Source organism: Taibaiella soli, from assembly GCF_003236175.1.
Classification (GTDB): Bacteria; Bacteroidota; Bacteroidia; order Chitinophagales; family Chitinophagaceae; genus QKTW01.
Genome location: NZ_QKTW01000006.1, coordinates 179,083 through 201,297, shown reverse-complemented (window position 1 = coordinate 201,297; position 22,215 = coordinate 179,083). Strand labels below are relative to the sequence as shown.

Annotated in this window: 25 protein-coding genes and 1 pseudogene; 10 read left to right on the top strand and 16 right to left on the bottom strand. The window is 43.0% G+C overall.

Going from position 1 to position 22,215, the window contains the following annotated elements:
• Positions 1 to 33 precede the first annotated feature (33 nt).
• On the bottom strand, positions 34 to 684 hold the full coding sequence (gene upp, locus DN068_RS04495; RefSeq protein ID WP_110997752.1) for a uracil phosphoribosyltransferase: 651 nt from the start codon (positions 682 to 684) through the stop codon (positions 34 to 36).
• A gap of 185 nt (positions 685 to 869) precedes the next feature.
• Between upp and DN068_RS04490 the strand changes: the two genes are divergently transcribed.
• The 4 genes from DN068_RS04490 (at position 870) to DN068_RS04475 (ending at position 5,506) form a co-directional block, all read left to right on the top strand.
• Positions 870 to 1,694 (top strand): isoprenyl transferase, encoded by an 825-nt coding sequence (locus DN068_RS04490; protein WP_243630094.1) that lies wholly within the window; start codon positions 870 to 872, stop codon positions 1,692 to 1,694.
• Positions 1,687 to 4,368 carry a BamA/OMP85 family outer membrane protein gene (locus DN068_RS04485; RefSeq protein ID WP_207798850.1) on the top strand — a complete coding sequence of 894 codons (2,682 nt, stop codon included), beginning with the start codon at positions 1,687 to 1,689 and terminating at the stop codon, positions 4,366 to 4,368. Before DN068_RS04490 ends, DN068_RS04485 begins: the two co-directional genes overlap by 8 nt.
• Before the next feature lie 45 nt (positions 4,369 to 4,413).
• Positions 4,414 to 4,929, top strand: a complete 516-nt coding sequence (locus DN068_RS04480) for an OmpH family outer membrane protein (RefSeq protein WP_110997687.1) — start codon at positions 4,414 to 4,416, stop codon at positions 4,927 to 4,929.
• Positions 4,930 to 4,999: 70 nt separating this feature from the next.
• On the top strand, positions 5,000 to 5,506 hold the full coding sequence (locus DN068_RS04475; protein WP_110997686.1) for an OmpH family outer membrane protein: 507 nt from the start codon (positions 5,000 to 5,002) through the stop codon (positions 5,504 to 5,506).
• A gap of 264 nt (positions 5,507 to 5,770) precedes the next feature.
• Here DN068_RS04475 and rimO read toward each other — a convergent pair whose 3' ends face one another.
• From rimO to der, 4 genes are read right to left on the bottom strand one after another with little or no spacing between them, the layout of a single operon-like run.
• Positions 5,771 to 7,081, bottom strand: coding sequence for a 30S ribosomal protein S12 methylthiotransferase RimO (rimO, locus tag DN068_RS04470; RefSeq protein ID WP_110997685.1), 1,311 nt, complete (start codon positions 7,079 to 7,081; stop codon positions 5,771 to 5,773).
• Entirely contained in the window at positions 7,071 to 7,379 is a 309-nt protein-coding gene (locus tag DN068_RS04465) for a type II toxin-antitoxin system RelE/ParE family toxin (RefSeq protein WP_110997684.1), read from the bottom strand. Before DN068_RS04465 ends, rimO begins: the two co-directional genes overlap by 11 nt.
• Complete coding sequence (locus tag DN068_RS04460) at positions 7,364 to 7,597, bottom strand: hypothetical protein (RefSeq protein WP_110997683.1); 234 nt, start codon at positions 7,595 to 7,597, stop codon at positions 7,364 to 7,366. The genes DN068_RS04465 and DN068_RS04460 overlap by 16 nt, the downstream gene beginning before the upstream one ends.
• 42 nt (positions 7,598 to 7,639) lie before the next feature.
• Positions 7,640 to 8,983: a ribosome biogenesis GTPase Der gene (der, locus tag DN068_RS04455; RefSeq protein WP_110997682.1), complete on the bottom strand. Its 1,344-nt coding sequence runs from the start codon at positions 8,981 to 8,983 to the stop codon at positions 7,640 to 7,642.
• A 128-nt stretch (positions 8,984 to 9,111) separates the two neighbouring features.
• Here der and DN068_RS04450 point away from each other — a divergent pair, with 128 nt between their 5' ends.
• From DN068_RS04450 to tilS, 3 genes are all read left to right on the top strand, one after another.
• Complete coding sequence (locus DN068_RS04450; protein WP_110997681.1) at positions 9,112 to 11,106, top strand: T9SS type A sorting domain-containing protein; 1,995 nt, start codon at positions 9,112 to 9,114, stop codon at positions 11,104 to 11,106.
• Between the two features lie 92 nt (positions 11,107 to 11,198).
• On the top strand, positions 11,199 to 11,513 hold the full coding sequence (locus DN068_RS04445; RefSeq protein ID WP_110997680.1) for a hypothetical protein: 315 nt from the start codon (positions 11,199 to 11,201) through the stop codon (positions 11,511 to 11,513).
• Positions 11,514 to 11,516: 3 nt separating this feature from the next.
• Complete coding sequence (gene tilS / locus DN068_RS04440; protein ID WP_110997679.1) at positions 11,517 to 12,851, top strand: tRNA lysidine(34) synthetase TilS; 1,335 nt, start codon at positions 11,517 to 11,519, stop codon at positions 12,849 to 12,851.
• An 81-nt stretch (positions 12,852 to 12,932) separates the two neighbouring features.
• Here tilS and DN068_RS04435 read toward each other — a convergent pair whose 3' ends face one another.
• The 7 genes from DN068_RS04435 to DN068_RS04405 all read right to left on the bottom strand — a co-directional run bounded on the left by DN068_RS04435 (position 12,933) and on the right by DN068_RS04405 (position 16,920).
• Positions 12,933 to 13,547: a rhomboid family intramembrane serine protease gene (locus DN068_RS04435; protein WP_110997678.1), complete on the bottom strand. Its 615-nt coding sequence runs from the start codon at positions 13,545 to 13,547 to the stop codon at positions 12,933 to 12,935.
• Positions 13,548 to 13,582: 35 nt separating this feature from the next.
• On the bottom strand, positions 13,583 to 14,056 hold the full coding sequence (locus DN068_RS04430) for a 23S rRNA (pseudouridine(1915)-N(3))-methyltransferase RlmH (RefSeq protein ID WP_110997677.1): 474 nt from the start codon (positions 14,054 to 14,056) through the stop codon (positions 13,583 to 13,585).
• A gap of 100 nt (positions 14,057 to 14,156) precedes the next feature.
• Entirely contained in the window at positions 14,157 to 14,669 is a 513-nt protein-coding gene (locus DN068_RS04425) for a MepB family protein (protein ID WP_207798849.1), read from the bottom strand.
• A 171-nt stretch (positions 14,670 to 14,840) separates the two neighbouring features.
• The gene (locus DN068_RS04420; protein WP_110997676.1) at positions 14,841 to 15,218 is read right to left on the bottom strand and encodes a DoxX family membrane protein; all 378 of its coding nucleotides are present in this window, start codon (positions 15,216 to 15,218) and stop codon (positions 14,841 to 14,843) included.
• A 24-nt stretch (positions 15,219 to 15,242) separates the two neighbouring features.
• On the bottom strand, positions 15,243 to 15,740 hold the full coding sequence (locus DN068_RS04415) for an SRPBCC family protein (protein WP_110997675.1): 498 nt from the start codon (positions 15,738 to 15,740) through the stop codon (positions 15,243 to 15,245).
• Positions 15,740 to 16,057 (bottom strand): ArsR/SmtB family transcription factor, encoded by a 318-nt coding sequence (locus tag DN068_RS04410; protein WP_110997749.1) that lies wholly within the window; start codon positions 16,055 to 16,057, stop codon positions 15,740 to 15,742. Before DN068_RS04410 ends, DN068_RS04415 begins: the two co-directional genes overlap by 1 nt.
• Positions 16,058 to 16,206: 149 nt before the next feature.
• Complete coding sequence (locus DN068_RS04405; RefSeq protein WP_243630093.1) at positions 16,207 to 16,920, bottom strand: alpha/beta hydrolase; 714 nt, start codon at positions 16,918 to 16,920, stop codon at positions 16,207 to 16,209.
• Between the two features lie 172 nt (positions 16,921 to 17,092).
• Between DN068_RS04405 and DN068_RS04400 the strand changes: the two genes are divergently transcribed.
• On the top strand, positions 17,093 to 17,488 hold the full coding sequence (locus tag DN068_RS04400; RefSeq protein WP_110997747.1) for a (R)-mandelonitrile lyase: 396 nt from the start codon (positions 17,093 to 17,095) through the stop codon (positions 17,486 to 17,488).
• Positions 17,489 to 17,701: 213 nt separating this feature from the next.
• On the opposite strand, the pseudogene DN068_RS22480 reads toward DN068_RS04400, so the two are convergent.
• Positions 17,702 to 18,205 (bottom strand): annotated as a pseudogene (locus DN068_RS22480) (CPBP family intramembrane glutamic endopeptidase); the annotation flags it as partial.
• Positions 18,206 to 18,382: 177 nt separating this feature from the next.
• On the opposite strand from DN068_RS22480, the gene DN068_RS04390 reads away from it, so the two are divergent.
• On the top strand, positions 18,383 to 19,003 hold the full coding sequence (locus DN068_RS04390) for a dihydrofolate reductase family protein (protein ID WP_110997674.1): 621 nt from the start codon (positions 18,383 to 18,385) through the stop codon (positions 19,001 to 19,003).
• 77 nt (positions 19,004 to 19,080) lie between these two features.
• Here the strand turns inward: DN068_RS04390 and DN068_RS04385 are convergent, their stop codons facing one another.
• From DN068_RS04385 to DN068_RS04375, 3 genes are all read right to left on the bottom strand, one after another.
• The gene (locus DN068_RS04385) at positions 19,081 to 19,818 is read right to left on the bottom strand and encodes an SDR family oxidoreductase (RefSeq protein WP_110997673.1); all 738 of its coding nucleotides are present in this window, start codon (positions 19,816 to 19,818) and stop codon (positions 19,081 to 19,083) included.
• A 68-nt stretch (positions 19,819 to 19,886) separates the two neighbouring features.
• Positions 19,887 to 20,756 carry a helix-turn-helix domain-containing protein gene (locus DN068_RS04380; RefSeq protein WP_110997672.1) on the bottom strand — a complete coding sequence of 290 codons (870 nt, stop codon included), beginning with the start codon at positions 20,754 to 20,756 and terminating at the stop codon, positions 19,887 to 19,889.
• Between the two features lie 47 nt (positions 20,757 to 20,803).
• Positions 20,804 to 21,199, bottom strand: coding sequence for a winged helix-turn-helix transcriptional regulator (locus DN068_RS04375; protein WP_110997671.1), 396 nt, complete (start codon positions 21,197 to 21,199; stop codon positions 20,804 to 20,806).
• Between the two features lie 83 nt (positions 21,200 to 21,282).
• Here DN068_RS04375 and DN068_RS04370 point away from each other — a divergent pair, with 83 nt between their 5' ends.
• Positions 21,283 to 22,179 carry an NmrA family NAD(P)-binding protein gene (locus DN068_RS04370; RefSeq protein WP_110997670.1) on the top strand — a complete coding sequence of 299 codons (897 nt, stop codon included), beginning with the start codon at positions 21,283 to 21,285 and terminating at the stop codon, positions 22,177 to 22,179.
• Positions 22,180 to 22,215: the final 36 nt, after the last annotated feature.

Below are 22,215 nucleotides of genomic sequence, written 5' to 3'. Positions count from 1 at the left end.
TGCAAGACAGCGCCTTATAATATTTTGGTTGGGTTATGATTGACGTTTATTGCCGTATGAAAGATCACCGGCATCTCCAAGCCCCGGAACGATATATCCTTTAGCTGTGAGCTCGTCGTCAATGTCGCCTGCCCAAACATGGACTTGTGGAAAACGGCGTTTTACATATTCAATACCGACGGTACATGCGATAGCCGTTACGACGTGAATTTGGGATGGTTTGCCATTTTCCAGCAGCGTTTCGATGGCTAAAACTAATGAAGAGCCAGTCGCCAGCATCGGATCGGCAATAATAAGTGGCCGGCCGGAAATATCCGGACAGGTCATATAATTCTGTTCAATTTCAAAAGAACCATCTCTGTGATGTTTCCGGTAGGCAGCTATAAAAGCGCAATCTGCCCGGTCAAAGAAATTCAGTAACCCTTCATGTAGCGGCAGGCCTGCGCGGAGGATCGTAGCCAAAATGGGCTGCGCTTCCAGTTCCAGGCATGGTGCTTCCCCCATTGGCGTCTGTATCGTTACCTCTCTATAAGGTAGCAGCTTACTGATTTCATAGGCGCTGATCTCGCCGATACGTTCCATATTTCTTCTGAAACGCATCCGGTCGTTTTGTACCGATATGTCGCGGATTTCACGAACCCATTCATTAAGAACAGAGTGCTGACTGCTGAGATTGGTAATCATACTGGTGCGAAATAATAAATAAATTACGAAATCTCCGAAACAATAAAATATGAACATTTTTCCAGCGTATGATCTGTTCTTTTTTCAAAATGTGTTAATTGGCTGGGAAAGCCACGTCCGACGCAGATTTTCAGTGTTTTGGCACCGTTAAAATGGCGTTAAACTATAAACCGCTATTTTGATACATGAACCAAGCATCTATTTTTGTACCTTCGCACACCCTTTATAAAAAGAGTGTTATCACAGATATGGAGGTTTTACAAGCCATCGACCGAAATAAATTGCCAAAGCACATCGCCGTTATTATGGACGGTAATGGCCGTTGGGCAAAAGAACGTGGAGAAGACCGCGTTTACGGCCACCATGAAGGTGTTCTCAGTGTGCGTGAAATGGTAAATACCTGTGCGGAACTGGGCATCCCTTACCTGACGCTATACGCCTTTTCTACTGAAAACTGGAACCGTCCCAAAGAAGAAGTAAACGCTTTGATGGAACTGCTGGTGAATACAATTCGTAAAGAGGTTGACGAACTCAAACAAAATAATGTTCGGATGCATGTAATCGGAGACTTTGAAAGTCTGCCGGAAATTTGTCAGAAAGAACTTAATGAAGCCAAAGAGATCACGGCCATGAATACCGGTCTCAATCTTATTCTGGCACTTAGTTACAGCTCTCAGTGGGAAATCACAGAGGCTGCCCGCAAAATTGCAATGGACGCTGTAGCAGGAAAAATTAAACCAGAAGATATTAATGATGGTCTATTCCATCAATATCTGAATACGGCTGCTTTTCCTGATCCGGAACTGATGATACGCACCAGTGGCGAACATCGCATCAGTAATTTTCTGCTGTATCAACTGGCTTATGCCGAGCTTTATTTTAGCCCGGTGCATTGGCCTGCATTTCGTAAACAACATTTATATGAAGCGCTTCTTAATTATCAGCAGAGAGAACGCCGCTTCGGAAAAACCAGCGAACAAATCCAAACGAACACACCCCAGCATGTATAAATTCACACAGCATTTTTGCTATGTTATTTTTGGTTGCCTGATATTGATGGCTGCTACCGCAAAGGCTCAGATTGGCCGCGACAGCAGTAGCCGTCCTTCGTTGGGTCGTTACCAGTCAGGTAGTAGTGCCGCGGCTACGCCATCAAAACCACAGGAATATGAGATCGGTGGTATTACGGTAACCGGCGCAAAATACCTCGACGAAGATCTGTTGCTGGCAGTAACTGGCCTTACGGTAGGTCAGAAAGTGCATTTGCCGAATGATGACGGCATCGCTAAAGCCATCCGTAATCTTTGGAAACAGGAGTTGTTTGCCAACGTACACATCGATATCGCTAAATATGTTGGTGATAAAGTGTTCCTTAATATTGTAGTAGAAGAACGCCCGAAACTGGGTCGCTATAATTTTAAAGGTATCCGCAAAGGGGAAGCTACAGAGTTAAGAGATAAGATTAATCTGGTGCGCGCACGCGTAATCACGGATGGTGTGAAAAAAGAAGCTGTGGAACGTATCCGCAAATTCTATGCAGAAAAAGGATACGGTAATATTAAAGTGAAAGTGCTGGAACATCCGGATTCATTCAGCGTAAACTCGGTTGTGGTAACGTTTGATATTGACAAAGGCAGCAAAACGCATATCAACAACGTAAGTATTTCAGGTAATGAAAATGCTTCTGAAGCTCGTCTGAAACGTACGCTGAAGTCTTCTAAACAGATGGCTCGCCTCTCTGCATATCCTGCGGATGCAATCAATGCATATGACGATACGACAAAACGCTCATTCGGTAAATATGTAAAGAACTTCGGCTTCCTGTCTGTGTCTAAAACGCTGGATGCCCTGAATCCTTATTTCCGTCCGAACTTTTTCTCCTCTTCGAAATTCAATCAGTCGAAATACGAAGATGACAAACAAGCGCTGGTTACGTATTACAACTCGCTGGGTTATCGTGATGCGATAATCGAAGATGATACCATTTATACTGTAGCTAACGGCAACCTTAATATTAATATCAAGGTAAAAGAAGGCCACCGTTACTATTTTGGTGATATCAAATGGAAGGGTAATACTAAATATAAGGACGAAGAATTGTCTGCTATCTTAGGTATTAAAAAAGGTGATGTTTATAACCAGGAATTGTTGGATACACGTTTGGGTAAACAGTTGAGCCCTGAAGGTGGTGAAGACGTTAGTAGTCTTTATATGGACGATGGTTATTTGTTCTTTAACGTAGATGCGGTGGAAACATCTGTTGTAGGTGATACCATTAACTATGAAATGCGTGTTACTGAAGGTCAGCAGGCAACGATCCGTAATATTACGATTGCTGGTAACGACCGTACGAATGAACACGTCATCCGTCGTGAGCTGCGTACATTGCCCGGTAATAAATTTAAGCGTTCTGATCTGATTCGCTCTCAGCGTGAGATTGCCAACCTGGGCTTCTTTGATCAGGAGAAAATCGGTATTCAACCGAAACCGCATCCGGAAGACGGAACAGTGGATATTGAATACACGGTTGCTGAAAAATCAAGCGATCAGTTGCAGCTTTCTGCCGGCTTCGGTGGTGGTGTGAAATTCTACGGTAACATCGGTGTTGTGTTCAACAACTTCTCGATCCGTAATATCTTCAAACCGAAATATTGGGATCCGCTCCCAGTGGGTGATGGACAGAAGTTCTCAATCAACTTCTCTTCAAACGGTGCTTATTACAACTCATTCAATACTTCATTTACTGAGCCATGGTTGGGCGGTAAAAAACCAAACGCTCTCACCACAAGCTTTGTGTACAGTAAATATTCGGGTTCTTCATACGGTACCGATCCAAATCTGTCGTACATCCGTACGGTCGGTGGTGGTATTTCACTCAGTAAACGTCTGAAATGGCCGGATGATAACTTCGTATTGACTTACGGCCTGAACTATCAGAATTATTATCTGAAAGATTACGCTCTGGTAGGCGATTTCAACAATGGTTACAGTAATAACCTTTACGCGAAAGTCGTATTGGCTCGTTACTCTGTAGATCAGCCTTTGTATCCTCGTAGCGGTTCTAATATCAGCTTTACATTCCAGTTCACACCGCCGTACAGTGCATTCTCCAATAAAGATTACGCGAACGAAACTTCTTCTGAAAAGTATAAGTGGGTAGAGTACCATAAGTATAAATTCACTGCAGACTGGTATCAGAAAATCGCTGGTAACCTCGTATTCAAGCTCTCTACCAAAATGGGCTTCATGGGTTACTACGATCCTGCACTCGGTTTCTCGCCGTTTGAACGCTTCCAGCTCGGTGGTGACGGTCTCTCCGGTTATTCTTACTTCGTAGGTAAAGACATCATCTCTCAGCGTGGTTATGAGGTGTACGCGCAGAATGCAACGATCTTCAATAAATTCGTTGCGGAGGTTCGTTATCCATTCTCACTTAGTCCTACATCTACTATCTATGGTTTGATGTTTGTGGATGCTGCGAATGCCTGGGACAATTTCAAACAGTACAATCCGTTTAGATTGAATCGTGACGCGGGTGTGGGTATCCGTATCTTCCTGCCGATGTTCGGTCTCCTTGGTCTTGACTACGGTATCGGTTTCGATCGTTACGATCCGGCCAACGGTATTACCAGCTTCAAAGACATGTCTAAGTTCACATTCATGTTAGGCTTCGAACCGGAATAATAGATTTGTTAAAATTATTTGCTAACCTTATAAAAATATCGGCATATGAAAAAGGTGATTCTTGGCATTCTGTTTGTGTTTGGTACTGCGCTCGCAGCTCAGGCACAACGTTATTGCATCATCGATTCTAAATACATTCTCGAAAAACTGGTTGATTATAAAGACGCACAAACACGCCTTGATCAGATGTCTAAACAATGGCAGACAGAGGTAGATACGCGCATGGCGGAAGTGGACCGTATGTATAAGTCTTACCAGGCCGAACGTGCGATGCTGAGCGACGATGTGCGGAAAAAACGTGAAGATGAAATCGTTGAAAAGGAAAAAGCAGCGAAAGATTTACAGAAACAGCATTTCGGCTACGAGGGTGATTTGTTCAAAAAACGTCAGGAGCTGGTGAAGCCAATTCAGGATCGTGTATACAACGCAGTTCAGAAAATGGCCAGCAATAAAGGTTATGACATGGTACTGGATAAAGCGGGTGGAGTAACACTATTCTATGCTGACCCCAAGCTGGACCGTAGCGACGATGTGTTAAAATTACTTGGAATAAACAAATAATGGCAGTTAATTTGCAGCTGCAATCATAATTTCGCACTTCAAAAGATTAAAAAAGCGCACCAATCTAAAAATGAAAAAGTTTGTATTGTTTCTCGCCATCGGCTTAATGTTCGGAGCAACAGCACTGAAGGCTCAGACTAAATTCGGTTATGTAAATTCTCAGGAATTGCTTTCCATGATGCCAGACGTAAGCAAGGCGGATACTGCATTGAAAGTTTATGCAAAATCTTTCCAGGACCAGCTCGATGCTATGTCTAAAGAGTATGACAAAAAAGTGCAGGACTTTCAGGCAAATGAAAAAACAATGACCGATGCCGTGAAAGAAGTGAAGTATAAAGAAATTCAACAGCTGCAGGAAAGAATGCAGTCTACGAACGAAAGTGCTCAGGAAAAAGTTGCAAACAAACGCCAGGAGCTGTACAAACCACTGCTGGAAAAAGCTGATAAAGCAATCAAAGAAGTAGCGAAAGAAAAAGGTTACGATTATGTATTTGATGCTTCCGCAGGTTCTCTGCTGTATGCTAAAGAAACAGACAATATCCTGCCTTTAGTAAAAGCAAAACTCGGTATTAAATAATTTTCACCACTCCATTCGAGTGCGAAGAAATAGAATAGCCCCGGCAGAAATGTTGGGGCTTTTTATTTGAACTGGTTTTACTGCGCGAGTTTACCGAGGGTAACTCGTATCTACAATATCAGCAGTCTTTGACAGTTACTACTAATACCAATATGGAGACTGGCCATTTTCAAGACACAAGAGTGCTACACTAACTCCTGTGTCAGAAATGAAAAAGCCCCGCGAAACCGCGAGGCTTTTATCAATTATGTTGTTGTCGTATGCTTAAGCAACCACTTCACCTTCCAGATCGTAGTCATAAGCTTTCGTAATCTTCACGTTTACGAAATCACCAATCGGCAATTCGTCAGTACCGTTAATCACTACTTCATTGTCTACCTCTACACTGTCAAATTCAGTACGGCCCAGGTAACGGCCAGCTTCTTTTTTATCGATCAGTACTTTATAAGTCTGTCCGATTTTTTCCTGATTTTTTTCGTAAGAAATTTCCTGCTGCACTTCCATGATTTCCTGTGCGCGCGCTTCTTTTTCTTCTGCAGGAATCAAATCTTCCAACTCGTAAGCCGAAGTATTTTCTTCGTGCGAATAAGTAAAGATACCTACGCGATCCAGACGAACATCTTCGAGGAATGATTTCAGTTCTTCCACATCATCTCTTGTTTCGCCCGGGAAACCCGTGATGAGCGTTGTACGAAGACAAATACCCGGAACTGTTTCGCGGATAGCACCGATCAGATCATAAATTTCCTGCTTGTCCATCTGACGTTTCATCGCTTTCAGCATATTGTTGGAAATATGTTGCAGCGGCATGTCCAGGTAATTGCAGATGTTGTCACGTTCACGCATTACGTCCAGAATGTCCAATGGGAATTTGGAAGGATAAGCGTAGTGGAGACGAATCCAAGTTAGACCTGGCACATCAGAAAGATGTTTCAGCAATTCGCTTAATGCACGTTTTTTATAGATGTCCAGGCCGTAGTAAGTCAGCTCCTGCGCAATCAGCATGATTTCCTTCACGCCCATTGACACGAGTTTTTTCGCTTCGCTTACTACCTCTTCAATAGTTTTTGAAACGTGGTTGCCACGCATCAACGGAATCGCGCAGAACGAGCAAGTACGATTACAACCTTCGGATATTTTGAGATAAGCATAGTGCTTCGGCGTAGCCAAAAGACGTTCACCGATCAGCTCTTGCTTATAATCTGCATTAAATTGTTTCAGGATCAGTGGCAATTCCATGGTTCCGAACCATGCATCCACCTCCGGAATTTCGTTGAGCAGATCGTGGCGGTAGCGTTCGCTGAGACAGCCAGTCACATACACTTTGTCGAGGCGGCCTTCACGTTTCAGTTCTACCTGCTCCAGAATCGTATTGATGCTTTCTTCTTTTGCTTTATCGATAAAGCCACAAGTGTTCACCACCACGATATTGTGATTCAGCTTTTCGTTTTCGTGCACCACTTTGATGCCGTTTGCGTTCAGCTGACCGCTTAATACTTCACTATCCACCAGGTTTTTCGAACAACCGAGGGTAATGATGTTTACCTTGTCTTTTTTGAGTGTTTTACTTTTCACTTAATCTGCTTTTCAATTTTTCCGGATTCTGGCGAGTGTCCCAGACGGACAATATCAGAATTCCGCTTTTTATTTCTTCGTATGCGATTATGTAGTCCTTTAGAACCTTTTTGCGAACGTTGGGACTAGCTGTTTTACTTCCGATTTTTGGATTGATGGCCACCTCGGTTACAGTAAAAGCAATAGCGGCTTTGAGCTTTTTTGAATATACATTTGACCTATTTCGTTCTTTCCAATAAGCAAGAATTTCCTTAAGTTCTTTTCTGGCAATTAACGTCCATATTATTCTTCGAGCCATTCATCAAGTTCCTTGTCCAGTTCTTCTTGTGTGATATACTTCCCAGCTTTATACTCAGCTTGTGCTTCCCTGATTATCAACTTTCGTTCTTCCGAAAGTTGATAGACATATTCTTCTTTTTCCATTTCCAGAAGCTTGTAAAATTTTTCAAGCAACTCCGGACTCTCCATTTTCAGCACCTCGTCAATAATCCGTTGCTGCAATTCATTCACCGACATACAATTTCGCTTTAGATTATAAAGTTACTGGAAATTATGCACCTACTTCTTACGGAAGAAAATACGCACCGGCACGCCATTGAAATTGTAGTGGCTGCGTAATTTGTTCTCCAGGAAGTTTTTATATGGATCTTTAATCGCTTCAGGATAGTTGGCAAAGAATGCAAATGATGGCACAACCGTCGGTAATTGCATCACAAACTTGATCTTCACTGAATGACCACGCGTCATTGGTGGTGCAAAGCGTTCAATTTCCTTCAGCATCACTTCATTGATCTGCGAAGTAGGAATTTTGCGGGCGCGGTTTTCATAAACTTCCAGTGCTTTTTCCATTGCCTGGAAAATACGTTGCTTTTCCTGCGCTGAAACAAAGATTACAGGCACATCGGTAAACGGTGCAATTTTCTGTTTAATCTCTTTTTCGTAATCGCGGGCAGTATTGGTTTCTTTCTCTACGAGATCCCATTTATTGATCAACAGCACAATGCCTTTCCCTTTACGTGTAGCGAGTGAGAAAATGCTGACATCCTGCGCTGTGATACCTTTTTCGGCGTCGATGAGCTGAATACACACATCGGCTTCGTCCATCGCACGGATGGCGCGGATCACAGAGTAGAATTCGAGATCTTCGTGAACGTTTTTCTTTTTACGTAAACCGGCTGTATCGATGAGCACAAACTCCTTGCCGAATTGCTTGTAGTGTGTGTGAATGGTATCTCGCGTAGTGCCCGGAACGTTTGAAACGATGGTTCTTTCTTCGCCGATCAGCGCATTCAGCAGGGTAGATTTACCCGCATTCGGCTGACCAATAATGGCGAATTTCGGCAATGGTGGTACTTCGGATTCTACTTCGATTTCGTTGCCATTTTCATCAACAGGTACATCTTCTGTCGGAATATGTTCTGCTACTTTGTCGAGCAGCTCACCTGTGCCGCTACCAGAGATAGAAGACAGGAAATAAGTTTCATCGAAACCGAGGGAATAGAATTCAGTAGCATCCAGTGCACGCTCTGCATTGTCTACTTTGTTGACAACCAGCAATACAGGCTTATCAGAACGACGCAGCAAATGCGCCATTTCCTCATCCTGATCGGTAATTCCGGTAACGGTATCACATACAAACAACAGCAAATTGGCCTCATCAAGGGCTATTTTTACCTGTTTGCGGATCTCTCTTTCAAAAACATCATCTGATTTAGCAACAAAACCGCCGGTATCAATAAGGTTAAATTTTTTGCCGATCCACTCCGCAACGCCGTACTGGCGGTCACGGGTTACCCCGCTGACGTCATCAACAATCGCTTTTCTTTGTTCGAGTAAACGGTTGAAAAGTGTTGATTTTCCTACGTTTGGCCTGCCTACTATCGCTACGGTAAATCCCGACATAATTAAAATTTAAGTGTGCAAAGGTACGATTTAAATGGGAGCCGAAATCAATAGATATCATTTATACATTAAAAGTTTGAAATTTTTATCTTTACCAACCTTTAATCAAAATATAATACAACAACTAAATGAAGAAACATCTTTACCTCTTACTGGCAACCTTTGCCGGTTTCTTCTCAGCAAAAGCAAGCCCGGGCGATACTACCTGGGTACAGGCACAAGTGCTTAACAATATCAGACATTACGGGGCATACGATACTACTATTGCATTCCCGAGTGACACGATAAGTTATCGCAAAATCTACATGATCTACACACTGGGCGAAACTAGTTGTCCTTCGGGCGATCAGTATTGCCACCAGTGGGATTACACGGTTCAGAATTATATCATGACGCCAGCGGGTGATACGCTTGAATTAGGCCGCATGATCACACCGTATGCAACGACTTATCCGCTGACCTGGACACACCGTTATATCTACGATGTAACTGATTATTATCCTGTGCTGAAAGACAGCGCTACTGTTCGTATGTTCTACTCTGGCTATTCATGGGGTTTCACTGCTAATATCAAATTCGCGTTTATTGAAGGTACTCCGGAAAGAAACGTACTGGGCGTAGATAAACTGTACGACGGTAGTTACAATTATGGTAATCCGTCAGATCCGATAGACAACCACCTGTCGCCAAAAACGAAAACGGCGCCGGCGGGTACTGTTTCTGCCGAAATGAGATACAACGTAACTGGTCACGGTTCGGACAGTACTACTGGTTGTTGTGAATTTTATAGCCAGGATTATCGTGTTCTGGTAAATAACACACAGGTCGCACAAAAATCTGTTTGGCGTCCGACCTGCGGTTATAATGAAATATATCCGCAAGGTGGTACCTGGATTTATGACCGTGGCAACTGGTGTCCGGGTGAATTTGTTCATACCAATGTACATAAGCTGAACGGCGTAACTGCGAGCACTCCGTATACGGTAGATATCGATTATAGCTTTAACAACTATACCAACGGTACGCACCACAACTTTGGTTCTTATACCAACACTGCAGCTGCAGTTTACTATGGTAGCATGAATCATACGCTGGATGCATCTATCGAGGATATCATCTCTCCGACGAATTACGAAGGATATTTCCGTGAAAATCCTTCTACAATTCCGATGATTCGCGTACACAATGCCGGCAGCAGTGCCATCACGTCTATCGTATTCAGCTACGGTGTGAAAGATTCTATTAAAACACAATACACATGGACAGGTTCATTGTCTGCGATGGCCGATTCAGTTCTTGCACTTCCTATTTCAGGTTCCGTACAGGCGCTGTCGCTGAATGGCGGTAACGGCGTGTATCCATTTGTTGTAAATATCGTTTCTGTAAATGGAATTACTGACAATGATCAGACCAACGATACCATGCAGAGCAACTTTGTAGCTGCTCCAATATGGCCAAATAGAATCGTAGTTGAACTGAAAACAAACAATGAGGATGTAAATGGTAATGTGGGTACCTCTTCAAGCATAAGCGACGCAAGCTGGATAATGACTGATATGACCGGCAATATCGTTGCTTCCCGCACGAATGCAAATTGTAGCACTACTTACTCAGATACTTTATGGCTGGGATCTCATGGTACTTATAAGTTGCAAGTTATTGACGGCAACTGCGACGGTCTTTACTGGTGGGCTTGGCAAGGTTACTACTCTCCAGGTAGCATCACGATCAGAAAAACAGGTACTGCAGGTACAATTCCATTGAATGGCACTTCTTATACTGGTTCGTACAGACAGGATTTCGGTTGTGGTTTCGTGCAGTATTTCACTGTAGATGGCAACCCTACAGCGGTTCCTGAAGTTGCGAACGTGAATGTTTCAATGACTGCTTATCCAAACCCAGCTTCAAATGCTGTAAGCATTGATATCAACGGCCTTTCAAACGTAAATGGTACCATCCGTGTGATTGACGCCCTGGGTAGAACAGTAATTGAACAGGCTAGTCATAGCAGCCATCAGGTATTGAATACCTCGTTGCTGTCAAGCGGTCTGTATACTGTTGTTTTCGTTGATGAAAATTCAGGTAACAACAAACTGCAAACACGTCTGCTGATTACTAAATAATCAGGTTTCGTAAATATTCTGAGGTCCGTTCTGCCGATTTTCTTGAAAGGCAAGAACGGGCTTCTTATTTTTACACCGACTAACGGGAATTTATGAACGAACGTATAGAGAAGCTAAAGACCTTTCTCGCTGCATCGCCAAACGATTGTTTTCTGAACCACGCACTGGCATTGGAGTACGTGAAACTGGGCGATGAAACAGAGGCAAAACTGCTTTTTGAAAGAAATCTGCAGCACGATCCGGGATATATTGCAACATACTATCATCTGGGTAAATTGCTGGAACGCATTGCAGCGACACAAGAGGCAATTGCCATTTATGAAAAAGGGATGGCGGCGGCTAAACAGGCTGGCGATATGCATACGTACAATGAATTGCAAGGTGCTTACGAAGATTTAGCTTATTAAAACATGACCAAAGATCTGTTACAATTATTTAGAGAAAACTGGAAAAGCAAACAACTGGCAGAAGCTGACCAGCAGATATTGCTGGCAGTGAGTGGTGGCGTAGATTCCATGGTGCTGGCGGATTTGTTTCGTCGTAGCGGAATAAAATTCGGGATGGCGCATTGCAATTATCAGTTGCGCGACGAAGCTTCCAATCTAGATGAACAGCTAGTAACAGACTGGGCGAAACAGCATGATATTCCGTTTTTTCAGGTGCGCTTTGACACGAAAAAAGTAAAGGAGGAATGGAAGATGGGTACGCAGGAAGCTGCGCGTGTATTGCGTTATGAATGGCTCGATAATCTGCGGACTACTCATGGGTATCATTTTATAGCAACTGCCCATCATGCCAATGATAATGTGGAAACCGTGCTGATGAACCTTTTCAAAGGAACAGGCATTAGTGGCTTGCATGGTATTCGTGAGAAAAACGACCGTATTATTCGTCCGCTGCTTTTTGTAAATAAAGAGGAAATCCGCCAGTATGCGGCTGAAAATGCCGTTCCGTTCCGTGAAGATGCTTCTAACGAAACTGATGTTTATCTGCGTAACGCTATTCGCAATAATGTGATTCCTGTTGTGGAAGCCCGTATTCCAAACGTTGTGCAGCAGGTGAATGAAAGCATTGCGCGTTTTGCACAGGCGGAAGTTTTATATCGCAAACAAATAGAAAAAGAAAAGAAAAGATTGATAGAGCAGCGCGGCAAAGACTGGTATATTCCAGTGAAAAAATTGCGAAAACAAGAGGCGCTCGAAACGATGGTTTATGAATTGTTTCATCCATACGGTTTCAGCTCGGCGCAGGTGTCGCAGTTATTACAATTGCTCGAAACGGAAACAGGACATTATGCAAATTCTGCCACGCACCGGGTTATTCGTCACCGCGATTTTTTAGTTATTACAGAACAGGCAGCAGAAGCTACAGATCTTATTCTGATAGAAGGTGCGCCGGGCGTAGTACATACAGCTGATGGCAGCTTGCACCTTTCTATTCATACAGGCCTGGATGTGATTCCAACTGATAAAAGCATTGCCTGCGTTGATTTCAGTAAAATGGAATTTCCGCTGGTGCTGCGCAAGTGGAAGATTGGCGACTATTTCTATCCGTTTGGCATGAATATGAAAAAGAAGAAGGTCAGTAAATTTTTCATCGAGCAAAAACTAGCGATTCACGAAAAAGAGCGCGCATGGGTATTGGTTTCCGGTGAGCGGATCGTGTGGGTAGCTGGAATGCGTTTAGATGAACGTTTTAAGCTAAAGCCAGATACACAGCATGTGCTGAAAATGGAATGGAGATAAGTTTTAAGTTGTACGTTATAAGTTGTAGTTAGTGCTTTACGTAACCATGAGCACTGTCGACTGCCCATTGTCAACTGAAGTTTACCAGCTAGGATGAGATATCTGTTCCAGGAATAATTGTCCGTGTGACGGGTCAATAGCCCAGGTAAATACAATGCCAAATACAGCACCCCAGAAATGGGCATCGTGATTGATGTAACCACCGCCTTTGCGGGACATATACATGGAGTAAATGAGATAGATCAGCGCGAAAACAATGCTTGGCATTTTGATAAACCAGATGAGCAGCGGCGCCCATGGCGAAAAATACACAGATGAAAACAGCACCGCGGCAACTCCGCCCGAAGCGCCCAGAGAACGGTAATAGCTATTGTTTTTATTCTTAAAGAAAGAGGGCAGCGACGCCACTACAATTCCCGCCAGGTAAAGTACCAGATATAGGAAATGGCTGGAGAAATAAGCAAATTCAGCTTCTACAGCAGATCCGATAAAGAACAGCGTAAACATATTGAAGAACAGATGCGATCCGTCGGCATGAATAAAGCCGGAGGAAAGCAGGCGGTAATATTCCGAAGGCCGGTCCATACGGCGCGGCCAGAGAATAAGCTTGTTCATAAGGTTGGTGTCACTGAATGCCCGTATAGAAATGATAACGGTGATAATGACGATCAGGATAGTATATGTGCCGAAATGCATTGAATGTTTCAGAGATTCTGACGTGAAAATAGCGTTTATGAATGATGATAAGGAGAATTGTTTAAAATGCTGAACGAGCGGTATACCTGTTCGGCGAGAATAAGTCTTACCATCTGGTGCGGAAAAACCAGCGGAGAAAGCGACCAGCATTGTTTTGCCTGCTTGCGGATATTTTCGGTTACACCAAAGGCTCCGCCGATAAGTAGTACCAGCGTTTTTGTACCCTGGTTCATAAGCTGCTGGAATTGCTGCGACCACTGAATGGAATTGAGTTGTTTGCCTCTTTCATCGAGCAGGATGAGATAATGATGCGGCTGGAGTTTTTTCAGGATCATTTCTTCCTCCGCAAGTTTCGCACGCTCTATGTCTGTGGTGGCGGCTTTTTTAGGCAGTTGCAGAATGACCAGTTCTACCGGATTGTACGGTTTCGTTTTCTGAAAATAATAGCGCAGCCCATCTTCAATGAAAGGTTCATTTTCTTTTCCAACCGACCAGATCTCAATATTCATACCCGCAAAGTTAGGTTGACAAGTTGATAGGTTGAAATGTTGCGTTGATTGGTTGAAAGGTCAATACGTTGAAACGTTGACATGGTACGTTTAATCGTCATCAGCCTAGTAATTCCGCTACTTTTTCAAAATCTGTTGAATCGTTTCCTGAAAGATCAATGAAATATTCTGTTTGCCAACGCTGCGCTTTCTGTGCTTGTTTGTTCGTTGTTATGTCCCAGGGAGGGTAGACGCGTATGCCACGTTTGCCTGCCGAATTATCGTCTGATAATATTTTCTGCTCGCGCAAAACTTCTTTAGGAAAAATAAAAAGACCAAAATTCTTATCAGTACGAGTAGCAACGATGAGCGAACTGAAATTGTCTGTTATATGGAACGGTTCAGCAACGCCTTTTTCGTTCCGTTTCCAGATTGTTACAAACTGACCGGTTTTTGTCGGGGTAATTTTGGCAACTCTGAATTTTATATTTTGGTCGTTGAGGGTGAAATTATAACCCGAATATTCGATGCTTTCCGGATCGGTTTCAACATTTGAAATGTAAAATCTGCAGGGTTGAAACAGGTGATTATTTATAAGTTCAAGTTCCGGACAGGAAATTATAGAGTGCATCATTTCTGAATGTTCTAGTATTAAGATAGCTTACTAAGGCCAATAATCGTGCGGCTATTCTTTTGTTGTTTAAATGGAAGGCATTAATTAGAGTTGTAGACAAAAATGCAACAGTCAGGCGACTTTGAGCCACCTGACTGTTGTGTTTGATATATTCTTTGACTGCGCTCAGGGTTAGCTTATCATCGGAAGATATTTCTTTCTGTTGTCGATGATTACCCAAAGAATGATTGCGATCAACGCAAAGGCAATCGGCAAGGCAGACGGCATCATATTGATATTTGCCAGCAGAATACCTGCTAAGATCGGCAGTAGTACAATAGCGCCCAGTGGTCTTGTTCTCGGAATAATCAGCAGTACGCCGCCAATGATTTCAATGGCTCCTACCAACGGCATAAGCCAGCCAATTTCCATAAACGCCATTCCGGTTTTCATCACCTTTTCCGGTAAGTCTTTCGGCATTGGCATGTAGTGGAAAAATTTGTCGAGACCAGAGTTGATGAACATCAGTCCGGCGAGCAGACATAAAACAAACAGAATTTTATTTTTCATTGTTTGAGTAGTTTTCGCAGTAATTTATTTGGTAAGGGTAAGCAAAAGATCGTCCAGTCTTTCGAGTGTTGAAGTTAAGCCTTCCTGCATTCCCATTTGTATTACAGTTTCCAGATCTTTCAGTGATTCATATTTTACAACCGTTTCTACCAGCGAATGATCATTTTTCTCGTGAAAACTCACCGCCCATTCGGCTCTTGGCAAATTTGGATTGATGACGCCTTCTGAATCCGCAAATGCATCCAGCGCCAAATAGCTGTCGATCGGATTGATGGAAATATAGTCCAGGCGGCCCCAATATTCCGTGCCATTAGGTTCTACCATCGCATAGATCCAGTGTCCGCCGTTTCTGAAATCCATCGATTTTGTTTTTGTTGTCAGTGGTTTTGGAGCAAACCATTGGTCCAGCAGTTCGCTTTTAGTGTAGGCATCCCAAACGAGTTGGCGACCGGCGGCAAATTCACGTTTAATAGTGAGCGTGTTGTGTTCCTTGTCAACAAGGAAATCGAATTGCATTTTCATTATTGATTTTTTTTGAGTTTTAATAATAGTTCATCGAGTTGGTTAAACTTTGTTTCCCAGATTTTCCGGAATTGTTCCAGCCATTTATCTACTTCTTTCATTTTCTCTACTTCCAGCTGGTAGTAAATTTCCCTTCCGTTCTGTTCTTGTTTTACCAGTTCACATTCCGTCAGGATTTGTAAATGTTTGGAGACAGCTTGCCTGCTGCAATCAAAGTGTTCGGCAATCGCGTTTGGTGTCATTGCCTGGAGGGCGATCAACGCGATAATCGCTCTTCTTGTCGGATCGGCTATAGCCTGAAAAACATCTCTGCGCATCATTCTTTACTTTAAGCAACCGTTCAGTTGCAAATATAAGTGCAATCATTTGGTTGCGCAAAATTTATTTTTTCCGGAACGGCATCATAAAAGAAACCCCATCTGCAAACAGGCGGATGGGGCGAATTACAATCTTGTTTTTTAGCTTTTTAATTACCAGAAACAGTCTGAGCGGCATCAACGATAACAGCGGCCACTTTTTGCGGCTGGGACATAAACACAACGTGACTGCCTTTAATTTCTGTCGCTTTGGTATTGGAACGCTGATACATGTTGCGCTGAATATCTGGATTGATACTTTTGTCTTCTGTCGCAATCACGGCAAAACTTGGTTTGTTTCTCCAAGCCGCTTCGCTAAGCGGCGTTACAAAACATTCGCCATAAAAAGCGCCTTGAGAAGCGTACATAAATGCTGCCTGTTCCTTGCTCAGATCGGCGCAGAAACCACCGTGGTATTTTGCTTTGTCATAGTAAACAATCCCTTTATCGTCTGGCGGTAATATGCCGTTTTCCGGTGCGGGCGGTGCGGACTGAAACCAGGTCAGTGCCGATTCGTTTTTGTCGGGTTGGAAAGCGGCGATATAAACCAGGCCTGCCACGTTTGGATGGTTGCCCGCTTCTGTAATCACTGCACCGCCCCATGAATGACCGGCAAGAATTGCGGGGCCGTCTTGTGCATCGAGCACTGCGTTGGTCGCCTTCACATCATCTTTCAATGAAGTCAAAGGGTTTTGCACAATAGTGACGTTGTACCCCTGTTGGGTAAGGTGTTCATAAATGCCTTTGTAGCCAGAGCCATCGGCGAATGCGCCATGTACCAGTACAATGTTTTTGATTCCGTTTGGATTTGACTTGCCTTCCATTTTTGTGATTTTAAAGTTTATTGTATTTGGATTGTCCGCACAAAGGTGCATTAAAAACGAATTCAAAATGTTTTCATGTGTTTGGTGGTCGATAAATCCCCCTTTTTCAAAAAGGCTTACAGGAAAACAGACTTTTGAATTGTTTAATTTCGGTGAAAGCAAAAAAGCGACCATGCAAATCACAAAAATTGGCACACAACCTTCAGCAAAAGGTCCGGAAGATTGGTTTACCGGAGCGGTTCGAATTGATTCTTTATTCAACCCAAATGATTCCAGACGTGGAGCCGCTGCCAGCGTTACATTTGAGCCCGGTGCACGAACTGCGTGGCATACACATCCGTTGGGGCAGACTTTGATTATTACTTCGGGTTGCGGTTGGGTGCAGAAAGAGGGTGGCCCGGTTGAGGAAGTTTTTCCTGGCGATATTGTTTGGTTTGATGCGAATGAAAAACATTGGCACGGAGCAACGGCAACAAACGGCATGACGCACATCGCCATTCAGGAAAGCCTGAACGGGAAGGTGGTGGAATGGATGGAGCAGGTTTCGGAAGCGCAATACAGGAAATAGATAGTTATCATAGTTGTGTGCTATTTGAAACATCTGATGATTGTGTTTTGTCAGATACTTTACGCAGAATAAGGTCAAAATTGGAATAGCTAATCCCTGAAACAAAAAGATTGCCAGCGATAACAAGCCTTCCGGTTTGTTGCTATTCATTTTTATCAAAATTTGCGGTCCCAGCGGTCCATTTGAAAACACAACTATATTTACCAGATTCCAGCCTAAATGCACGCCAATTGGCAGGTAGATTGATTTTGTTTTTGCAAATGCGAAAGCAAGCGTGTACCCGAAAAATCCTGTCATGAGAAAAATGATGATCATTTGCGCAGGATTGCCGAATGCATTGTAAGAAAACCAATGATAAATACCGAAGCAAATAGCAGAAAGGAAACAGGCGATTTTTAATCCGAATTTTTCAATAGCGATAAAAAGTAAAGCACCTCTGAAAAGCAGCTCCTCGAATAATACCGATTTGAGTGTCCACCAGCAACCTCCAAGTATAACACTTACCGTAAGGTTTGTATTTAAAGTCCAACGATTATCGACAGAAGTGGTTGTCAATAATTGGTAGACCGTGCAAGTAGCGGCAGCTAATGAAAATCCAACAAGCCAATCAAATCCGCGTTTTTTTGTTGGGTAAATGCCCAGCACAGAAAGGTTCTTTTTGCAGATGAACCGGAGCAATATCCAGGAAAAAGCGAGCGCAACAAGGATGCCAATCATTTTGGTCGAGTGTTTAGGATTGCATGGTGAGTAGGGGTGAAGGTCCGGATTTCTGCATAATAAATAGCCAGGTATTTTCGTGTTTCACATAGTTATTGTCGCAATTGCACCGTGACTGCGAGAGTAATCTTGCCGAGATTTGTAGCGACAATAAATCACTTCTAAACAGCAACAGCTATGAGAAAAATAATTGTCTTATCCATGATTACGCTTGACGGCATAATGCAAGCGCCAGGTGGACCGGAAGAGGATACTTCAGGTGGGTTTGAATATGGAGGATGGGTCGCTCCTTATTTTGACGAAGTAGGCATGAGTGCCCTTAAAAAACAATTGAAACCTGCAGATCTTCTTTTAGGCCGGAAAACATTTGACATCTTTGAAGGTTATTGGCCAACGCATGAGCAGTATTGGCCTGGCGTTAACGATGTTACCAAATATGTGCTTTCAAAAACGAAAAAAAGGTCGGATTGGCAGCATTGTGTTTTCCTTGAAAATGTAGCCGATATAGAAAAACTGAAAAATTCCCAAGGTGGGGATATACAGGTACACGGCAGTGGTGAGCTTGTGCAGCAGCTGTTTAAGCATGATTTGGTGGATGAGCTTTGGCTCAAGATTTATCCACTGACACTCGGCAAAGGAAAGAAGTTTTTTGGTGATGGGGTGATTCCTGCGGCGTTTGCTTTGACGGAAACAACGATTACACCAACCGGTGTGATAATGGCAAATTATAAACGTGCGGGGAAGGTAAAGACAAGTGATATCGATGAACTCGAAGAGAAAATGAAAAAAGCAGAATAGGACTTTGAACAGCAACTCAGCCGTTACTGAAAACCCTGTCCGAATGTATCAATCGGACAGGGCTTTTGGGAAGTAGATTACCAGGGAATTTCTCCCGTTTCCGGATTTGTTTCTTCGCAGAAAAACTTACCACTAGGACCATCTTCACCAATCAATGCATACTTGACAACTCTTTTGCCCGCGTCTTCAACGGTGCCTGTGCCACGGTTGTTGTTGAAATCCGTTTTGGTAAAACCCGGACTAACTGCATTTACTTTAAACGGTGTGTCACGCAGTTCGTACGCCAGCACTACCGTATACATATTCAATGCGGATTTCGACGAAAGATAAACAGCGCCTTTGTGGTTGTAATATTTGTAATTCGGATCGCTGTGTAAAGTGATAGAACCCTGGCTGGAACTCACATTCACAATTCTCGGCGCAGGAGATTTTTGTAATAAATCCATAAATGCCTGCGTTACATTTACCACACCGAAAACATTCGTCTCATACACTTTTCTGAACTGATCTAAACTTGCTGTAAGTGCGGATTGTGGCATGCCGCCGCTGATGCCTGCGTTGTTGATTAAGATATCAAGTACTCCGGTTTGTTGACCAATATATTCGCGGGCTGCTTTAACGGATTCGTCGTTGATGACATCGAGTGCTACTGCTGTTACATTGTTGTATCCTGAAGCTTTCAGTTCTTTGACGGCTTGTTCGCCTTTTTCCAGGTCACGACTGCCTACAAAAACATAGATGCCCTCTTGCAAAAGCAGTTTGGCTATTTCAAATCCAATGCTTTTGTTGGCGCCGGTTATTAATGCTGTTTTCATTTTTGAGTTTGTTTATAAATCAGAGCAAAGCTAACGGAACCATATTCTTCAGAAATGGACAAATCGTATTAAGTACCGGACAAATCCTGCAGCTCTTCTAAATATTTCCGGACGCTTTTTCCGGTTGTTTTTTTGAATAATCTGGAGAAATAGTCGGGATCGCTAAAGCCGAGTTCGTATGCTAGTTCTTTGACGGAAAGATTGGAATAATGTAGTTTTCGCTGTGCTTCTAAAATCAATCGGTGTGTAATAAATTCTTTCGGAGAAACCCCGGAGAATTCTTTCACAAGCGCATACAAACTGTTTGTTGTCACTGCGAGTTGTGCCGCAATTGTGTTGACGGACTGCTGTTCGGTTAAATGGTTTTCAACTGTAACCTGGAATTCGATATACTTTGATAAGCGTGGATGAGCAGTCGCTATTCCGTCTTGCCTGAAGTAGGCATTATTAAATTCAGCCAGCAACGCGCCCAGATAGACGAGCAGAATTTCTGTTTCTTTCATCCTCGTATCGGTATGCAGCAATTTCGCCAGTATCTCAAATACAGATTTTATTCGTTCTCTTGCAGCTTCATCGGTGTGAACTACCTGTGTTTTCAGCGAGTTTACCAGAAAAGCATATTGCTGTGGCAACATGGCCAGTATCTGATCGAAGAAAGCAAGTTTATAGTATTTTAGAGTCGGATCAATGGTTGGCGGCGGTGCAAATATCTGGTTGGGCAACACAAAAAGCACTTGTCCGTCGGTAAGTGTAATATCTGTCATATCCACATTATAGGTTGCAGTTCCTTTCTCGATAAATACAAAAAAGTAAAACTCCATCCGGTGAGGCTGCGCCAGCTTGCGTATTACGTCGGCAGGCAAATCATGGCGGGCTGCAGAGCTGAGTCTGATCGGCAATTTCTCATGTTGTGAAATGGTGCGGAGTAATCTTTTCATTGTTATTTAGTTGACAGTAGATAATTAACGTTCGTCGATGCTCGCGTTTATAGCGGGAAATCCGCCATCTGCTTCGAAAACTGTTTCGACTGTTTCCCTCCGTGACCGACTGCCCATTCCGCCATTGCGCGCAAAACAGGTTTTAATGCTTTTCCTTGTTTCGACAGCTCGTAAGTCACATAAGGTGGTACCACAGGTTTCGATTTTCTGATAATTAATCCGTCCGTTTCTAATTGCTTCAAATGCTGAATCAACATTTTTTCAGTAATGGCGGGTATAGATTTTTTCAGCTCACTATATCGTTTAGTGCCTGTCAAGAGATTAAATAAAATAATGGGTTTCCAGTATCCGCCAATTCTCTCCATTACAAATGTTACCGGGCAGGCGGCAAATGCATTTTTTTTGTTTTCCTGGATAACTGATGTCTGTTTTATTGCGGTCATAATGATGCTTACTATGGGGTAAGTACTGGTATAAAAGTAAGTATAAACCTAGCTTTGACAAAGAAAATTAAAAGTCAAAAAACATGAAAATTACAGTAACAGGTTCTTTAGGAAACATCAGCCGTGTGCTCGTTGAAAAATTAACATCAGCCGGTCATGAAGTAAAACTGATCAGTTCTAATGCAGGACGAGTGGAAGAAATTAAAGGGTTTAATGCAACGCCGTTAATTGGTTCTGTTGCGGATTATTCTTTTGTGAAATCGGCATTTGAGGGAAGCGACGCAGTTTATCTGATGATTCCACCAAATTTTAATACTGCCGATTTAAAAAACTATATCAAAAAGGTTGGTGCTCAATATGCGTACGCTGTGCAAGAAACTGGTGTGAAATACGCAGTGAATTTAAGCAGCATTGGCGCGCATCTTGAAAATGGTTTAGGTCCTACCGGGGCTAATTTCTATGTAGAGCAAAAGCTGAATGAAATCGTAGGGTTAAATGTGCTGCACCTGCGTCCGGGAATGTTTATGAGCAATTTTTTCGGTGCAGTGTCAATGATAAAATACCAGAATATGCTAGGTAATAATTTCAGCGGCTCGGTAAAGTTGCCCTTGACGCATCCGGCCGATATAGCGGATGTCGCTTTTAACGCGTTGAATGATTTTTCGATTTCCGGAAAGCAAATCCAATATATCGTTAGTGATGAGAAGAATGGTTTTGAAATTGCGAACGTATTAGGTCTCGCAGTTGAAAGGTCTGATGTTAGCTGGGTTGAATTTACGGATGAACAGCTTTTAAGCAGTTTAGTGCAGAATGGTTATTCTGAAGAGATGGCCAGAACTTATATGGTGGAGATTGGCGAGGCATTACGTGATGGGAGTTTTACGGAAGATTATAACAGAAATAAATTGCCGGCATCCCGAGGTATTTCATTGCAGGACTTCGCTAAAGAGTTTGCAGCAGCTTATTGGGACCGTAATTAGAAGATTTTACGTTGAAACTAATTGCTGGAAAATAAA

What these genes read in the sequence shown, in the direction of transcription:
- DN068_RS04425 (WP_207798849.1), bottom strand. Translation starts at nt 14,669, where the DNA reads ATGATGCACTCTATAATTTCCTGTCCGGAACTTGAACTTATAAATAAT.
- DN068_RS04405 (WP_243630093.1), bottom strand. Translation starts at nt 16,920, where the DNA reads ATGGAAGGCAAGTCAAATCCAAACGGAATCAAAAACATTGTACTGGTA.
- DN068_RS04460 (WP_110997683.1), bottom strand. Translation starts at nt 7,597, where the DNA reads ATGTCGGTGAATGAATTGCAGCAACGGATTATTGACGAGGTGCTGAAA.
- DN068_RS04475 (WP_110997686.1), top strand. Translation starts at nt 5,000, where the DNA reads ATGAAAAAGTTTGTATTGTTTCTCGCCATCGGCTTAATGTTCGGAGCA.
- DN068_RS04390 (WP_110997674.1), top strand. Translation starts at nt 18,383, where the DNA reads ATGAGAAAAATAATTGTCTTATCCATGATTACGCTTGACGGCATAATG.
- DN068_RS04450 (WP_110997681.1), top strand. Translation starts at nt 9,112, where the DNA reads ATGAAGAAACATCTTTACCTCTTACTGGCAACCTTTGCCGGTTTCTTC.
- DN068_RS04410 (WP_110997749.1), bottom strand. Translation starts at nt 16,057, where the DNA reads ATGCGCAGAGATGTTTTTCAGGCTATAGCCGATCCGACAAGAAGAGCG.
- DN068_RS04415 (WP_110997675.1), bottom strand. Translation starts at nt 15,740, where the DNA reads ATGAAAATGCAATTCGATTTCCTTGTTGACAAGGAACACAACACGCTC.
- DN068_RS04445 (WP_110997680.1), top strand. Translation starts at nt 11,199, where the DNA reads ATGAACGAACGTATAGAGAAGCTAAAGACCTTTCTCGCTGCATCGCCA.
- DN068_RS04420 (WP_110997676.1), bottom strand. Translation starts at nt 15,218, where the DNA reads ATGAAAAATAAAATTCTGTTTGTTTTATGTCTGCTCGCCGGACTGATG.
- DN068_RS04380 (WP_110997672.1), bottom strand. Translation starts at nt 20,756, where the DNA reads ATGAAAAGATTACTCCGCACCATTTCACAACATGAGAAATTGCCGATC.
- DN068_RS04385 (WP_110997673.1), bottom strand. Translation starts at nt 19,818, where the DNA reads ATGAAAACAGCATTAATAACCGGCGCCAACAAAAGCATTGGATTTGAA.
- DN068_RS04465 (WP_110997684.1), bottom strand. Translation starts at nt 7,379, where the DNA reads ATGGCTCGAAGAATAATATGGACGTTAATTGCCAGAAAAGAACTTAAG.
- DN068_RS04435 (WP_110997678.1), bottom strand. Translation starts at nt 13,547, where the DNA reads ATGCATTTCGGCACATATACTATCCTGATCGTCATTATCACCGTTATC.
- DN068_RS04430 (WP_110997677.1), bottom strand. Translation starts at nt 14,056, where the DNA reads ATGAATATTGAGATCTGGTCGGTTGGAAAAGAAAATGAACCTTTCATT.
- DN068_RS04490 (WP_243630094.1), top strand. Translation starts at nt 870, where the DNA reads ATGAACCAAGCATCTATTTTTGTACCTTCGCACACCCTTTATAAAAAG.
- upp (WP_110997752.1), bottom strand. Translation starts at nt 684, where the DNA reads ATGATTACCAATCTCAGCAGTCAGCACTCTGTTCTTAATGAATGGGTT.
- DN068_RS04400 (WP_110997747.1), top strand. Translation starts at nt 17,093, where the DNA reads ATGCAAATCACAAAAATTGGCACACAACCTTCAGCAAAAGGTCCGGAA.
- DN068_RS04485 (WP_207798850.1), top strand. Translation starts at nt 1,687, where the DNA reads ATGTATAAATTCACACAGCATTTTTGCTATGTTATTTTTGGTTGCCTG.
- DN068_RS04480 (WP_110997687.1), top strand. Translation starts at nt 4,414, where the DNA reads ATGAAAAAGGTGATTCTTGGCATTCTGTTTGTGTTTGGTACTGCGCTC.
- tilS (WP_110997679.1), top strand. Translation starts at nt 11,517, where the DNA reads ATGACCAAAGATCTGTTACAATTATTTAGAGAAAACTGGAAAAGCAAA.
- DN068_RS04375 (WP_110997671.1), bottom strand. Translation starts at nt 21,199, where the DNA reads ATGACCGCAATAAAACAGACATCAGTTATCCAGGAAAACAAAAAAAAT.
- der (WP_110997682.1), bottom strand. Translation starts at nt 8,983, where the DNA reads ATGTCGGGATTTACCGTAGCGATAGTAGGCAGGCCAAACGTAGGAAAA.
- DN068_RS04370 (WP_110997670.1), top strand. Translation starts at nt 21,283, where the DNA reads ATGAAAATTACAGTAACAGGTTCTTTAGGAAACATCAGCCGTGTGCTC.